The sequence below is a fragment of the Enterobacter cloacae complex sp. P47BA genome, from assembly GCF_014930485.1.
Lineage (GTDB): Bacteria > Pseudomonadota > Gammaproteobacteria > Enterobacterales > Enterobacteriaceae > Enterobacter > Enterobacter bugandensis.
Genome location: NZ_JADBRF010000001.1, coordinates 670,417 through 683,785 on the forward strand (window position 1 = coordinate 670,417; position 13,369 = coordinate 683,785).

Sequence of the window (13,369 nt, forward strand, 5' to 3'; positions counted from 1 at the left end):
ATGTTAACCCGTGAACAGATGGCCATGCGCGTCGCCCGCGAGCTGCGCGACGGTTATTACGTCAACCTGGGGATCGGCATCCCTACCCTGGTGGCGAACTACATTCCGGACGGGATGGACGTGATGCTGCAGTCGGAAAACGGCCTGCTGGGGATGGGGGCTTTTCCCGACGAGCAGAGCCTTGACGCCGACATGATCAACGCCGGTAAACAGACCGTGACCGCGCGGACCGGCGCGGCCATTTTCGACTCGGCCCAGTCGTTTGCCATGATCCGCGGCGGCCACGTGGACCTGACCGTGCTGGGCGCATTTGAAGTGGACGTGGAGGGCAACATCGCCTCGTGGATGATCCCCGGGAAGATGGTGAAGGGCATGGGCGGCGCGATGGATCTCGTTGCCGGGGCGCAGAACATCATTGTGGTGATGACCCACGCCTCAAAGAGCGGTGAGTCGAAGCTGCTGCCGCGCTGCACGCTGCCGCTCACGGGCGCGGGCTGTATCCGTCGGGTCCTGACCGATCTCGCGCTGCTGGAAATTCAGGACGGCGCGTTCATCCTGCGGGAATACGCCCCGGGCGTCAGTATTGACGAGATCGTGCGTAAAACGGCAGGGAAAATCATTGTGGCGGACGACGTGCGCGAGATGCGCTTCACCTGAGGGGTCAGCATGAAAAAGGTCATGATTGTCGGGGCAACGCGAACCCCCATTGGCAGTTTTCGCGGATCGCTCTCGTCCCTTGCTGCGGTTGAGCTTGGGGCCGTCACGGTACGGCACCTGCTGGAGAACAGTGGTCTCAGCGCCGAACAGGTAGATGAAATGATTTTCGGACAGGTGCTGACGGCCGGATGCGGGCAAAACCCCGCCCGCCAGACGGCCATCGGCGCCGGATTGCCCGTCAGCACGCCGGCGACCACCGTCAACCTGGTGTGCGGCGCGGGCTTAAAAGCGGTCCAGCTCGCCGCCCAGGCGATCCGCTGCGGCGACGCGGAGGTGGTTATCGCCGGCGGTCAGGAGAGCATGAGCAACGCCCCATATCTGCTGGACGGCGCACGTGCCGGGCTGCGTTTCGGGCATGCGGGCCTCAAGGACAGCATGATTACCGACGGCCTGTGGGACGCATTCAACGATTACCACATGGGGATCACCGCTGAAAACGTCGCCCGCGAGTATGACATTTCCCGCGAGCAGCAGGACGCCTTCGCCGCCCGCTCGCAGCAAAAAGCGGCGTCCGCCATTGAGTCCGGCCGGCTTGACGCCGAGATAGCCCCGGTGACGGTGAAACAGGGTAAAAAGCCGCCGCTGGTTATTGATCGTGACGAACAGCCCCGACCAGGCACTACCGCAGAGCAGCTTGCGCAGTTGCGTCCCGCCTTTTTGCACGAGGAAGGCACCGTCACGGCGGGGAATGCCTCCACGCTCAACGACGGTGCCGCCGCGGTGCTGCTGATGAGCGAGGAAAAGGCGCGGGAGAGCGGATTGCCTGTCCTTGGCCGCATCGTGAGTTACGCCGTGACGGGCGTTGACCCGTCAGTAATGGGCATGGGCCCGGTCAGCGCCTGCCGGACGGCGCTGGCGCGGGCGGGCTGGACGCTCGACGAGGTGGACCTCATTGAAGCCAATGAAGCCTTTGCCGCCCAGGCGCTGGCGGTGGGCCAGCAGCTCGGCTGGGATGAGCGCAAGGTCAACGTTAACGGCGGTGCCATCGCCCTGGGCCATCCGATTGGTGCTTCCGGCTGCCGAATCCTCGTGACCCTGCTGTACGAAATGCAGCGCCGTGACGTTAAAAAAGGGCTCGTCACCCTGTGCGTAGGCGGCGGACAAGGCATTGCCATGACCGTCGAGCGTTAAACCTCTCGTTGGTACCCGAATAATAAGTAAAGTGAGGAGTCATAATGAGTGTGTTAATAGCCCTGGCGGCGCTGGCACTGCTGATGCTGGCGGCCTACCGCGGATACAGCGTTATTTTGTTTGCGCCGATCGCGGCGCTCGGTGCCGTGCTGCTGACCGATCCGGGTGCCGTCGGCCCGACGTTTACCGGCCTGTTTATGGAAAAGATGGTGGGCTTCGTCAAGCTCTACTTCCCGGTGTTCCTGCTGGGGGCGGTGTTTGGCAAGCTGATTGAACTTTCCGGCTTCTCACGCTCCATCGTCGCCGCCGCAATCCAGATCCTCGGGCGTCGACACGCCATCCCGGTGATTGTCCTGGTATGCGCGCTGTTAACCTACGGCGGCGTTTCGCTGTTCGTGGTGGCGTTTGCGGTGTACCCGTTTGCCGCCGAGCTGTTTCGCCAGAGCGGCATCCCTAAGCGGCTGATCCCGGCCACCGTGGCGCTGGGGGCATTCTCGTTTACCATGGACGCCCTGCCCGGCACGCCGCAGATCCAGAATATCATCCCCACCAGCTTCTTCGGCACGAACGCCTGGGCGGCCCCGTGGCTGGGGCTTATCGGCTCTCTGTTTATTATCGTCTTTGGCCTGCTCTGGCTGGAGCGCCAGCGCCGGAAGGCGCTCAATAATAATGAAGGTTACGGCACGGATCTGAAAAATGAACCCGAGACGCCGGATAACATTAATCTCCCGCATCCGCTGATTGCTATCTCCCCGCTGCTGGTGGTGGGCATACTGAACCTGCTGTTTACCCGCTGGATCCCCGGCTGGTACGGCGTGAGTCACGAGCTTACCCTGCCCGGCCTGGCGAAACCGATTGTGACCGAGGTGGGCAAGATCACCGCCATCTGGGCCGTGGAGGCGGCGCTGATCGCCGGTATCGTGCTGGTGCTGATTTTTGGCTTTCGCAATATCCGGGGGCGTCTGGCTGAAGGCAGCCGAACGGCGGTGAGCGGAGCCATTCTGGCGGCGATGAATACCGCCTCGGAATACGGTTTCGGCGCGGTTATCGCGGCGCTGCCTGGGTTCCTGGTGTTATCCAAAGCGCTGGCGGCCATTCCGAATCCGCTGCTAAATGAGGCCATCAGCGTGACCGTGCTCGCGGGGATCACCGGTTCGGCGTCCGGCGGGATGAGTATTGCCCTTGCCGCCATGTCCGACTCGTTTGTCGCCGCCGCCCATGCGGCCAATATCCCGCTTGAGGTGCTGCACCGCGTGGCCTCGATGGCGAGCGGCGGGATGGATACCCTTCCCCATAACGGCGCGGTGATTACCCTGCTGGCTATCACCGGCCTGAGCCATCGCCAGGCCTACGGCGGCATTTTCGCTATCACCATCATTAAAAGTCTGGCAGTACTTTTTGTCATTGCCGTGTTCTATCTGACCGGCATTGTGTAAGGAGAGAAAAATGAATCTGAACGGTAAAACCGCCCTGGTAACCGGCTCGACCAGCGGCATTGGTCTGGGGATCGCCCGCGTGCTGGCGAAGGCGGGCGCGCAGCTGATCCTCAACGGCTTCGGCGACAGCGCATCGGCACGGGAAGAGATTGCGCAACTGGGCAAAAAGCCGGGCTATCACGATGCGGATCTGCGGGACGTATTGCAGATTGAGGCCATGATGCGCTACGCCGAATCGCAGTTTGGCGGCGTAGACATTCTTGTGAATAACGCCGGGATCCAGCACGTTGCGCCGGTTGACGCCTTCCCGGTGGAGAAATGGAACGACATTATCGCCATTAATCTTTCCGCGGTGTTTCACACCAGCCGGCTGGCGCTGCCGACCATGCGGGATAAAAACTGGGGGCGCGTCATCAATATCGCCTCCGTTCACGGGCTGGTCGCGTCGAAAGAGAAATCGGCCTACGTTGCGGCCAAGCACGGCGTGGTGGGCTTTACCAAATCCCTGGCGCTGGAAACCGCCCGCACGGGTATTACCGCCAATACTATTTGCCCCGGCTGGGTACTGACCCCGCTGGTGCAGCAGCAAATCGACAAACGTATCGCGGACGGCGTACCGCCGGAGCAGGCTCGCGAACAGCTTCTGGCGGAGAAACAGCCTTCAGGGGAGTTTGTTACCCCGGAACAGCTGGGCGAGCTGGCGCTGTTTTTGTGCAGCGACGGCGCCGTGAACGTTCGCGGCGCTGCGTGGAATATGGATGGCGGCTGGGTTGCTCAGTGATGAACAGGCCGGGTAAGGCAACGTCGCCGCCCGGCTAAAATCGCTAGCTTGAGCAGCTGACCTCCAGCCGCTTGCCCCAGTCGGGCGGGCGGCTGACGTAGTCATCATCCCGGTCGGCAAACGGCGTGCGCAACGCCAGATGCAGCCGGTGTAACTCGTCGTACTCACCCTGCTCTGCCTGCTCAATCGCCCGCTGCGCCAGCCAGTTGCGTAATACCATCGCGGGATTCGCTGCGTTCATCTGCGCCTGACGGGTAGCGTCGTCTACCTGCTCCTGCTGCAGCCGCGTGCGGTACTGTGCAAACCAGTCGTCAAACGCCTGACGGTCAATAAACTCGTCGCGCAGCGGCGAGGCGGCGCTGTGCTGCTCCGTCTGGCTCAGCATTCTAAAGGTGCGGGTGTAATCGCTCCCTTCACGCGCCATCAGGGCAAACAGGCCGTTGAGGATGTCGTTGTCGCCTTTCTCCTGGGTCATCAGCCCCAGCTTGTTACGCATCAGGGTGCCGTATTCCCACAGCAAAAGGTCCTGATAGCTGTCGAGCGCGTCATTCAGGGCATCGACGTCAATAAACGGCGACAAAGTTTGCGCAAGACGCTGGAGGTTCCACAGCCCAACCGCCGGCTGATTATCAAAGCTGTAACGCCCCTGATAGTCAGAATGGTTGCAGATATACCCCGGCTGATAATCGTCGAGGAAACCAAACGGACCGTAATCAAAGGTCAGGCCGAGAATCGACATATTGTCCGTGTTCATGACCCCGTGAGCAAAGCCTACCGTTTGCCAGCGCGCAATCATCGTGGCGGTACGGGCAACCACGTCCCGGAACCAGAGAACGTATTTATCCGCCTCATCCTGCAGATGCGCCCAGTGGTGGCGAATGGCGAAGTCCGCGAGCTGGCGAACCTTGTCCGGCTCGCGGCGATAGTAAAAGTGCTCAAAATGACCAAAGCGGAGATGGCTTTGCGCTATGCGCATCAGCATCGCCCCCTTTTCCACCGTTTCGCGCGTCACCGGCGTGTCGCTGGTGACGATCGACAGCGCGCGGGTGGTGGGAATCCCCAGCGCATGCATCGCTTCGGATGCTAGACTTTCGCGTATCGTTGACCGCAATACCGCGCGCCCGTCGCCCATCCGTGAGTAAGGGGTAAGACCTGCGCCTTTCAGATGCCAGTCAACCGTCTCCCCGTTGGGAAGCCGTTGTTCGCCGAGCAGGATCCCCCTGCCGTCACCCAGCTGCCCCGCCCAGACGCCAAACTGGTGTCCGCTATAGACCTGAGCCAGAGGCTGCATACCGGGAAGAAGCGTTTCACCTCCCCAGACGCCAGCACTGTCTGAACGCTGAAACAGATCGGGCGGAATGGCCAGCTCATCGGCCAGCCGTTCGTTATGCCAGATAAGATGTGAGTTATGTAACGGTGTTGGTTTGAGTGCGGTGTAAAAGCCAGGCAACTCGTCATGCCAGTGAGCAGTAAAAGACAGGGTCATAAGTCCTCCTGCCTTTAGTGTAGAGGGTTTACCCAGACTTAAACACGGGCGAAAGGCAGGGTTATCGCTGCTGAACGAGCGTCGTGACGTGCTCCGCCGAGACGGCTGGCCAGAGCGCACCCTGCATGGCACCAAAATTGAAGGACAGAACGCGCTGCAGCAAACCGTGGTCGTCAATGCCGGAGACGATCACCGACTGGCAGTGCGGCGTTATTTGCCAGAGGATCGCGCGCATAAAAGGCTCGAAAGAAAGCTCAGAAGCACGCTGCTGGATGAATCCTTTATCAAGAATAACCCGTTTAAATAATCCATCATAGACGGCCTTGAGCGATGCAGCACCGGCTCCAAAGTTTGCCAGCACCAGCGGAAAATGGATCGCCATTCTTGCCAGCTGCAGATCGTCCTTTCCGTTATTTAAACCTGGATAGTTCTCATTAACAGTAAACTCAAGAAACGGATAACGCTCAAGAATTGAAACAGCATTCCCATTACTTAATAAAAACTCAACAATTGCTGGTGTAATATTGATCCATGCAATTAACTGATGCTGAATAAAAAACAGTTTACAGGTATCAAGCAATTGCAGTTTTTCGTTAAACAGCGCTAACTCCTCTGCCGCTGAAAGCCGAGGGATAACGAGCTCAGTGGGGATCCTCACATCGGTGCCGACGCCAGTAAAGTTAACCAGTATTTCTAAACCTTTTAGCTCACCTGCGCTATTACGGGCAGGCAGAAGCATCAGTTCAGACTGGTAAGCATTATCTAGCGTAATAATCATTGCACTCGCCCCGCATTAAAGATGAGAGAGGACATCCTGGAGCAATTGCTGACACAATTCCACTGTCTTGATTTTAATAAGTTTAATTTCATTAGTTCCGTATTAATTTTCAGATTTATCCCTGAATCTAAAATAATCTTATCCTGGTTACTGAATAATAGCCAGTTTTAGATAAAACAGACACATAAGGATGTTGCTAATTTAGGTAAATTTAACTTTAATCAGCTTATTTGAGAAAAACGGCATGGTTTAATAGTTACCATGCCGACATAAGAAACGTGTTCGGGCACTCTAAATACGTCGCGCCTGCCAGAAATTTTTACGCCAGTACACGTTATCGAGAGAAGAGCGCATCACGCCGCGGCTGGTAGAAGCATGAATAAACTGGTTGTCTGTATCATATATCCCAACATGCAGTCCGCTTTCTCCCGAGCCGGTTTTGAAAAAGACCAGGTCACCGGGAAGGAGATCGTCTTTATCAATTTCAGTGCCTATTTCCGCCTGCTTGCGCGTGTCTCGCGGAAGCTGTAAATCAAACTTGTCACGAAACGTCATCAGGACAAAGCCAGAGCAGTCCACCCCGCCGCGGCTCATGCCGCCGTAGCGGTAAGGCGTGCCGCGCCAGTTGCTCAGCTGATCGTTAAGGCTGGCAATAACGGTGATAGAATCCGATAGCCGCGGATTAGGCGGCGGTGCACGATGGCTGCTGCATCCCGCAAGAAAGAGTGCCGCCACGAAGAGAAACCAGAATCGCATTTTCAGACGAATCCTCTGCTTTTATTGTTCTTTTGGTAATTTAGCGTGCAATTGTGTTCGCAGGCAAGAAACGGTTACTCCTGCCCGGTAGAAATCAGCATCTTATGTCCCTCTATATCCAGCCTGCGGAACGACATGTTGTAGGCGCGGGCAAGATTTGGCGGCGTAAGGACCCGATCCCGCGTACCGCTGGCGATCATCCTGCCGCGCGACAGGAGCCACACGCGATGGGCGTGACGTAACGTATGGTTAAGATCGTGGCTGCTCACCACTACGGCGATACCTTTTCTGCTCAGAGCGCTTAGCAGGCTATCCAGCGCCGCCTGCTGGGCAACATCCAGACCGCTCATCGGTTCATCCAGCAGCAGCATCCTCCCGTGAGGATTGCTCGCGGGATGGATCTGCAGAATGACCGCCGCCAGACGCACCCGCTGCCATTCCCCCCCGGAAAGCTGGCTGGCATGCCGGGACAGTTTATCTTCCAGCCCTAACGCCGCAGCCACTTCCTCCAGCAGTGCCGTATGCTGTTTGTCGTGCAGATGCAGCATCAGATAATGCCAGACCGGCATCGCAAAAGGCGGTACCTGCTGCTGCACCAGGTAGCTGCGCCGGTGGGCCAGCGAGGCGGGTGACCAGTCGACCAAAGCATGTTCCAGCAGCGTAATCTGCCCTGGCCCGGTGGCCAGCCCCGCCATCCGCGCCAGCAGCGTGCTTTTACCCGCGCCGTTTGGCCCGACGAGATGCAGGATTTCACCCGAATTGATGTCGCAGGTTACCGGCTCCAGACGCCCCTTCTCGGCAACGTCCGTGAGCTGCATCAGCAGCGACATTATTTCGCCAGCGCCAGCTTAATAGATTCCATGACGATCGGGTCCTCAGGCGTCATATCCGGCGAAAAACGCTGAACGACCTGGCCGTCACGGCCAATCAGGAATTTTTCGAAGTTCCACAGAATATCGTCCGGATAGAGCGGCGCGCGGCCTTTGCTGGCCATGCGCTCGTAAAAACCGCTCTCTTCCGGCGCAACGGCCTTCGGCGCGGCGGCAATCAGCTTCGCATACAGCGGATGGCGGTCTTCACCGTTGACGTCAATTTTGCTGAACATCGGGAACGTCACGCCATAAGTGGTGCTGCAGAAGGTTTTGATCTCTTCTTCGCTGCCCGGCTCCTGGCCCAGGAACTGGTTGCACGGGAAGCCCAGCACGGTAAAACCGTCTTTCTCCCAGGCCTTCTGAATATTCTCCAGTTGCTCGTACTGCGGCGTCAGGCCGCATTTCGATGCCACGTTGACGATGAGCAACACCTTGCCTTTGTAGCTTTCCAGCGTGGTGTTATCCCCATCAATGGTGGTCACTTCGGTATTCAGGATATCTGACTGCATAGCATTTCCTCAGGTTGTCGATTTAACGTCCAGCTTTTAATAGTAGCCAGATAAAGACTGGCGCGCCCAGCGTTGCGGTCACCACGCCAACAGGCAATTCTGCGGCCGTCAGGGCGAGACGGGCGATGATGTCGGCCACCAGCAGCGTGGCTGCCCCGGCAACCGCCGAGGCCGGAAGCAAGGTTCGATGATCCGTGAAGCCGCAAAGACGCAGCATGTGCGGAATGACCAGCCCGATAAAGCCAATCGCCCCCGCCAGGGCCACGCTCACGCCTACCAGCCAGCCAATGGCAATGACCAGTACGTTACGCCAGAAACCAATCGGCATGCCGAGCTGGCGGGCAGAGATTTCCCCCAGCGCGAGCCGATTCAGCGGCTGGGCCTGCAGCGCAGCCCACGCGATGACCGGCACCAGCAGCGCCATTAGCCAGCCCTGGTGCCAGTCGACGCCGCCAAAGCCGCCCATCATCCAGTACATGAGCTGACGCAGGTCAAAGGAGGTCGAGAAGTAGACCGCCCAGGTCATCAGCGCGCTACAGATGATCCCCAGCGCCACGCCGGCAAGCAGCAGCCGGCTGGTCGACAGGTGCCGTCTGGCAAAGCGAAGAAGAATGACTGTGATTAGCAGTGCGCCGAGAATGGCGCTCAGGCTAATGCTCCAGCCGGAGAGTTCTCCCCCGCCCAGCATCACCGCCGCAATCAGCCCGACGCCTGCACCGTTCGACACCCCCAGCAGGCCGGGCTCCGCCAGCGGGTTTTCGAACAGCGCCTGCATAATGGTGCCAGACAGCGCCAGCGCGGCGCCGACCAGGATCACCGCGACGGTGCGCGGCAGGCGAATTTGCCAGACGAAGAGCTGCCCGTCAGGCCCCAGCCAGCTTTCAGGCCCGATCCAGCTGTCGCCTGCGCAGAGGCTAATACCCGCGGCAAGAATAAGCAGCAGCGCCAGCAGAAGCAGGCGACGCCGATCGGAACGGTGCTGGCGATGAGCATAATCAAGCATGTGTACGGTTTGTTAGCGAGTGATGTATTTGATTTTACGGCGTGTTTGCCGGAGAGCGCAAAGAAAAAAGGCCGCATGGGCGGCCTTTTTGGTTAGTTCATATTACTCTGCTTTAGGCGTTGCGTTTTCGACGCGGCTCTTTAACTTCTGGCCGGGTCTGAAGGTCACCACGCGGCGGGCTGTAATGGGAATATCTTCCCCCGTCTTCGGGTTACGGCCCGGACGTTGGTTTTTGTCTCGCAAATCAAAATTGCCAAAACCGGAGAGTTTTACCTGCTCACCATTTTCCAGAGCACGACGGATCTCTTCGAAAAACAGCTCTACCAGCTCTTTGGCATCCCGTTTGCTAAGCCCAAGCTTATCAAACAGATATTCTGACATTTCAGCTTTTGTAAGCGCCATAGGTTCAATCCCTCAATGATGCCTGGAATCGCTCTTTTAATGCCTCTACACATTTGGCGACGGTAGCGGCAATCTCCTCTTCTTCGAGTGTACGGCTGGTATCCTGAAGGATAAGACTGATAGCGAGGCTCTTGAAACCTTCTGCTACGCCCTTGCCGCGGTACACGTCAAATAAGTTTACGCCAACTACCTGATTTACGCCAACTTTCTTACATTCGGCCAAAATATCTGCTGCGGGCACGTTTTCAGCGACCACAACCGCGATATCACGGCGGTTCGCCGGGAAGCGGGAGACGTCCTGCGCCTGAGGAATGACGCGGTCTGCAACCGGGCTCCACTCCAGCTCGAACACGATGGTACGGCCGTTCAGGTCCAGCTTACGCTCCAGCTCCGGGTGGACAACGCCAATGAAACCAACGCGTTTGCCGTCTAAATAAATCGCCGCGCTCTGGCCCGGATGGAGCGCAGGAATCGCTTCCGCGCGGAATTCAATTTCAGATAATTTACCGGTCAGATCCAGAATCGCTTCCAGATCGCCCTTCATATCGTAGAAATCAACCGTGCCTTTTGCCAGGTCCCAGTGCTCTTCGTAGCGGTTACCGCTGATGGCACCAGCCAGCATGAGATCCTGACGGATGCCTAAATTTGCCTGATTATCCGGCACAAAGCGCAAACCGCTTTCGAAAATGCGCACGCGGTTTTGCTGGCGGTTCTGGTTGTAAACGATAGTCCCCAGCAGGCCCGTCCACAGGGACAGACGCATCGCGGACATTTCGCTGGAGATTGGGCTTGGCAGGATCAGCGCTTCCTGACCCGGGTGGATCAGCTGCTGCAGCTTAGGATCAACGAAGCTGTAGGTGATCACTTCCTGATAGCCTTTGTCGTTCAGCATGGTTTTCACACGCTTCAGGGACAGGTCGGCTTCACGGTGGGTACCCATCACCAGACCCGCCTGCACAGGCTCGTCAGGGATGTTGTTGTAGCCGTAAACACGGGCCACTTCTTCCACCAGATCTTCTTCAATTTCCATGTCGAAACGCCAGGATGGCGCAACGGCCTTCCACTCGTCCTGACCTTCGGTCACTTCGCAGCCCAGGCGCGTCAGGATGTCGGTCACCTGCGCGTCGGCAACGTGGTGACCAATCAGGCGATCCAGCTTGCTGCGGCGCAGGGTAATGGTCGCACGCTTCGGCAGGGTCGCTTCGTTGGTGACGTCGATAACCGGGCCCGCTTCGCCGCCGCAGATGTCGATCAGCAGGCGGGTTGCACGCTCCATCGCTTTGTACTGCAGCGCCGGGTCAACGCCGCGCTCGTAGCGGTGAGACGCGTCGGTGTGCAGGCCATGACGGCGCGCGCGGCCGGTGATGGAGAGCGGGCTGAAGAACGCACATTCCAGCAGGACGTTTTGCGTTTCGTCGTTGACGCCAGAGTGTTCGCCACCAAAGATACCGCCCATCGCCAGCGCTTTGCTGTGGTCAGCAATCACAAGGGTATCGGCGTTCAGTTTGGCTTCTGTGCCATCCAGCAGCACCAGGGTTTCCCCCTCTTTCGCCATGCGCACAACGATGCCGCCGTCGATACGATCTTTATCGAACGCGTGCATCGGCTGGCCCAGCTCCAGCAGAACGTAGTTAGTGACGTCAACCACGGCGTCGATTGAGCGGATACCGCAGCGGCGCAGTTTCTCTTTCATCCAAAGCGGGGTTGGCGCTTTAACGTTAATGCCTTTTACCACGCGACCGAGGTAGCGCGGGCAGGCATCAGCAGCGTCAACCTGAATCGGCAGCACGTCACTGATGGTCGCTTCAACCGGCACAATCTCCGGCGCGTTGAGTTCGGTCTGGTTCAGTACGGCCACGTCGCGCGCCACGCCGATAATACCTAAGCAGTCGGCACGGTTTGGCGTGACGCTGATTTCGATAGTATTGTCATCAAGCTTCAGGTATTCACGGATATCGGTGCCCACTGGCGCATCCAGCGGCAGCTCGATGATGCCGTTGTGGTCGTCGGAAATACCCAGCTCGGAGAAGGAGCACAGCATGCCTTCAGACGGCTCACCGCGCAGCTTGGCCGCTTTGATTTTGAAATCACCCGGCAGTACGGCACCGACGGTCGCCACGGCCACCTTCAGGCCCTGACGGCAGTTTGGCGCACCGCAGACGATGTCCAGCAGACGGTCGCCGCCTACGTTCACTTTTGTCACGCGCAGTTTGTCAGCGTTAGGGTGCTGGCCGCACTCGACTACTTCACCCACCACGACGCCGTTGAAGGCACCGGAAACCGGCTCAACGCCGTCAACTTCCAGGCCCGCCATGGTGATCTGGTTGGAAAGCGCTTCGCTGTCCAGCGTGGTGTTAACCCATTCGCGTAACCACAGTTCACTGAATTTCATTGTTCTGTCCTGCCCTTATTTAAACTGTTTGAGGAAACGCAGATCGTTTTCGAAGAATGCACGTAAGTCGGTCACGCCGTAGCGCAACATGGTCAAACGCTCCATGCCCATGCCGAAGGCAAAGCCGGAGTATACTTCCGGATCGATACCCACGTTGCGCAGCACGTTTGGATGCACCATGCCGCAGCCCAGCACTTCCAGCCATTTGCCGTTTTTACCCATCACGTCAACTTCCGCAGACGGTTCAGTGAACGGGAAGTAGGACGGACGGAAACGAACCTGCAGATCTTCCTCAAAGAAGTTGTTCAGGAAATCGTGCAGCGTGCCCTTCAGGTTGGTGAAGCTGATGTTTTTATCAACAATCAGACCTTCCATCTGGTGGAACATTGGGGTGTGGGTCTGATCGTAGTCGTTACGATACACGCGGCCCGGCGCGATGATGCGGATTGGTGGTTCCTGATCCTTCATGGTACGGATCTGAACGCCAGAGGTCTGGGTACGCAGCAGACGCGTCGCGTCAAACCAGAAAGTGTCGTGGTCAGCGCGTGCCGGATGATGGCCAGGAATGTTCAGGGCGTCGAAGTTGTGGTAATCATCTTCGATTTCCGGGCCAGTCGCCACGGTAAAGCCGAGCTCACCGAAGAAACTTTCAATACGATCGATAGTACGGGTAACCGGATGCAGACCACCGTTTTCAATACGGCGACCCGGCAGAGAAACGTCGATGGTTTCTGCCGCAAGACGCGCGTTTAGTACCGCGCTCTCCAGCTCGGCCTTACGCGCGTTCAGCGCCTGCTGAACCTGCTCTTTGGCTTCGTTAATCACCGCACCCGCTGCCGGGCGTTCTTCTGGCGGCAGTTCACGCAGGGTTGTCATTTGAAGGGTCAGGTGCCCTTTCTTCCCAAGATATTCGACGCGGACATTGTCTAACGCGGCAACATCTGAGGCCTGATTAATGGCGGCTGTTGCATTGGCAACCAGCTCTGCGAGATGTGACATGATTTTCCTCATTATGTCGGTGCAGACACCGATTTGGTGGAGTTATTCTCTCAAATTCAGGCACAAAAAAAGCCTCCATCGGGAGGCTTATCTGGCGCTGTTTTTCG

The 13,369-nt window shown here is 57.9% G+C and carries 13 protein-coding genes and 1 other annotated feature (1 of these 14 cut by a window edge); of the genes, 4 read left to right on the top strand and 9 right to left on the bottom strand.

All coding sequences use genetic code 11. The annotated features are described in order from the left end of the window. Genes IM299_RS03160 through IM299_RS03175 form a run of 4 tightly spaced genes read left to right on the top strand, consistent with a single transcriptional unit; the run spans nt 1 to nt 4,065 of the window. On the top strand, nt 1–657 hold the full coding sequence (locus IM299_RS03160) for a CoA transferase subunit B (RefSeq protein ID WP_088205307.1): 657 nt from the start codon (nt 1–3) through the stop codon (nt 655–657). 9 nt (nt 658–666) lie between these two features. Further along, nucleotides 667–1,848 (top strand): acetyl-CoA C-acetyltransferase, encoded by a 1,182-nt coding sequence (locus tag IM299_RS03165; RefSeq protein ID WP_193357038.1) that lies wholly within the window; start codon nt 667–669, stop codon nt 1,846–1,848. 41 nt (nt 1,849–1,889) lie between these two features. Beyond that, nucleotides 1,890–3,284 carry a GntP family permease gene (locus tag IM299_RS03170; RefSeq protein ID WP_204311615.1) on the top strand — a complete coding sequence of 465 codons (1,395 nt, stop codon included), beginning with the start codon at nt 1,890–1,892 and terminating at the stop codon, nt 3,282–3,284. 10 nt (nt 3,285–3,294) lie between these two features. After that, the gene (locus IM299_RS03175) at nt 3,295–4,065 is read left to right on the top strand and encodes a 3-hydroxybutyrate dehydrogenase (protein ID WP_048959435.1); all 771 of its coding nucleotides are present in this window, start codon (nt 3,295–3,297) and stop codon (nt 4,063–4,065) included. 43 nt (nt 4,066–4,108) lie between these two features. Here IM299_RS03175 and selO read toward each other — a convergent pair whose 3' ends face one another. The 9 genes from selO to pheS form a co-directional block, all read right to left on the bottom strand. Further along, nucleotides 4,109–5,551, bottom strand: a complete 1,443-nt coding sequence (gene selO / locus IM299_RS03180; protein WP_193357039.1) for a protein adenylyltransferase SelO — start codon at nt 5,549–5,551, stop codon at nt 4,109–4,111. A gap of 61 nt (nt 5,552–5,612) precedes the next feature. Then, the gene (locus IM299_RS03185; protein WP_028012821.1) at nt 5,613–6,329 is read right to left on the bottom strand and encodes an EAL domain-containing protein; all 717 of its coding nucleotides are present in this window, start codon (nt 6,327–6,329) and stop codon (nt 5,613–5,615) included. Between the two features lie 291 nt (nt 6,330–6,620). After that, entirely contained in the window at nt 6,621–7,085 is a 465-nt protein-coding gene (locus IM299_RS03190) for a C40 family peptidase (protein WP_028012820.1), read from the bottom strand. A 74-nt stretch (nt 7,086–7,159) separates the two neighbouring features. After that, nucleotides 7,160–7,915 (bottom strand): vitamin B12 ABC transporter ATP-binding protein BtuD, encoded by a 756-nt coding sequence (btuD, locus tag IM299_RS03195; RefSeq protein ID WP_193357040.1) that lies wholly within the window; start codon nt 7,913–7,915, stop codon nt 7,160–7,162. Beyond that, nucleotides 7,915–8,466: a glutathione peroxidase gene (locus tag IM299_RS03200; protein ID WP_028012818.1), complete on the bottom strand. Its 552-nt coding sequence runs from the start codon at nt 8,464–8,466 to the stop codon at nt 7,915–7,917. Before IM299_RS03200 ends, btuD begins: the two co-directional genes overlap by 1 nt. 22 nt (nt 8,467–8,488) lie before the next feature. Next, entirely contained in the window at nt 8,489–9,469 is a 981-nt protein-coding gene (gene btuC, locus IM299_RS03205) for a vitamin B12 ABC transporter permease BtuC (protein ID WP_048956211.1), read from the bottom strand. 102 nt (nt 9,470–9,571) lie between these two features. Then, nucleotides 9,572–9,871, bottom strand: coding sequence for an integration host factor subunit alpha (gene ihfA, locus IM299_RS03210; RefSeq protein ID WP_003857805.1), 300 nt, complete (start codon nt 9,869–9,871; stop codon nt 9,572–9,574). A 4-nt stretch (nt 9,872–9,875) separates the two neighbouring features. Further along, entirely contained in the window at nt 9,876–12,263 is a 2,388-nt protein-coding gene (gene pheT / locus IM299_RS03215; protein WP_045630140.1) for a phenylalanine--tRNA ligase subunit beta, read from the bottom strand. A gap of 15 nt (nt 12,264–12,278) precedes the next feature. Then, a complete protein-coding gene (gene pheS, locus IM299_RS03220) occupies nt 12,279–13,262 on the bottom strand; it encodes a phenylalanine--tRNA ligase subunit alpha (protein WP_193357041.1) in 984 nt (327 codons plus the stop codon). 62 nt (nt 13,263–13,324) lie between these two features. After that, nucleotides 13,325–13,369 (bottom strand) — a sequence feature (Phe leader region) (it continues 80 nt past the right edge of the window).

Coding starts and splice junctions, on each gene's coding strand:
- IM299_RS03185 (WP_028012821.1), bottom strand. CDS start 6,329: ATGATTATTACGCTAGATAATGCTTACCAGTCTGAACTGATGCTTCTG.
- btuD (WP_193357040.1), bottom strand. CDS start 7,915: ATGTCGCTGCTGATGCAGCTCACGGACGTTGCCGAGAAGGGGCGTCTG.
- IM299_RS03190 (WP_028012820.1), bottom strand. CDS start 7,085: ATGCGATTCTGGTTTCTCTTCGTGGCGGCACTCTTTCTTGCGGGATGC.
- pheT (WP_045630140.1), bottom strand. CDS start 12,263: ATGAAATTCAGTGAACTGTGGTTACGCGAATGGGTTAACACCACGCTG.
- btuC (WP_048956211.1), bottom strand. CDS start 9,469: ATGCTTGATTATGCTCATCGCCAGCACCGTTCCGATCGGCGTCGCCTG.
- IM299_RS03200 (WP_028012818.1), bottom strand. CDS start 8,466: ATGCAGTCAGATATCCTGAATACCGAAGTGACCACCATTGATGGGGAT.
- ihfA (WP_003857805.1), bottom strand. CDS start 9,871: ATGGCGCTTACAAAAGCTGAAATGTCAGAATATCTGTTTGATAAGCTT.
- IM299_RS03165 (WP_193357038.1), top strand. CDS start 667: ATGAAAAAGGTCATGATTGTCGGGGCAACGCGAACCCCCATTGGCAGT.
- selO (WP_193357039.1), bottom strand. CDS start 5,551: ATGACCCTGTCTTTTACTGCTCACTGGCATGACGAGTTGCCTGGCTTT.
- IM299_RS03160 (WP_088205307.1), top strand. CDS start 1: ATGTTAACCCGTGAACAGATGGCCATGCGCGTCGCCCGCGAGCTGCGC.
- pheS (WP_193357041.1), bottom strand. CDS start 13,262: ATGTCACATCTCGCAGAGCTGGTTGCCAATGCAACAGCCGCCATTAAT.
- IM299_RS03175 (WP_048959435.1), top strand. CDS start 3,295: ATGAATCTGAACGGTAAAACCGCCCTGGTAACCGGCTCGACCAGCGGC.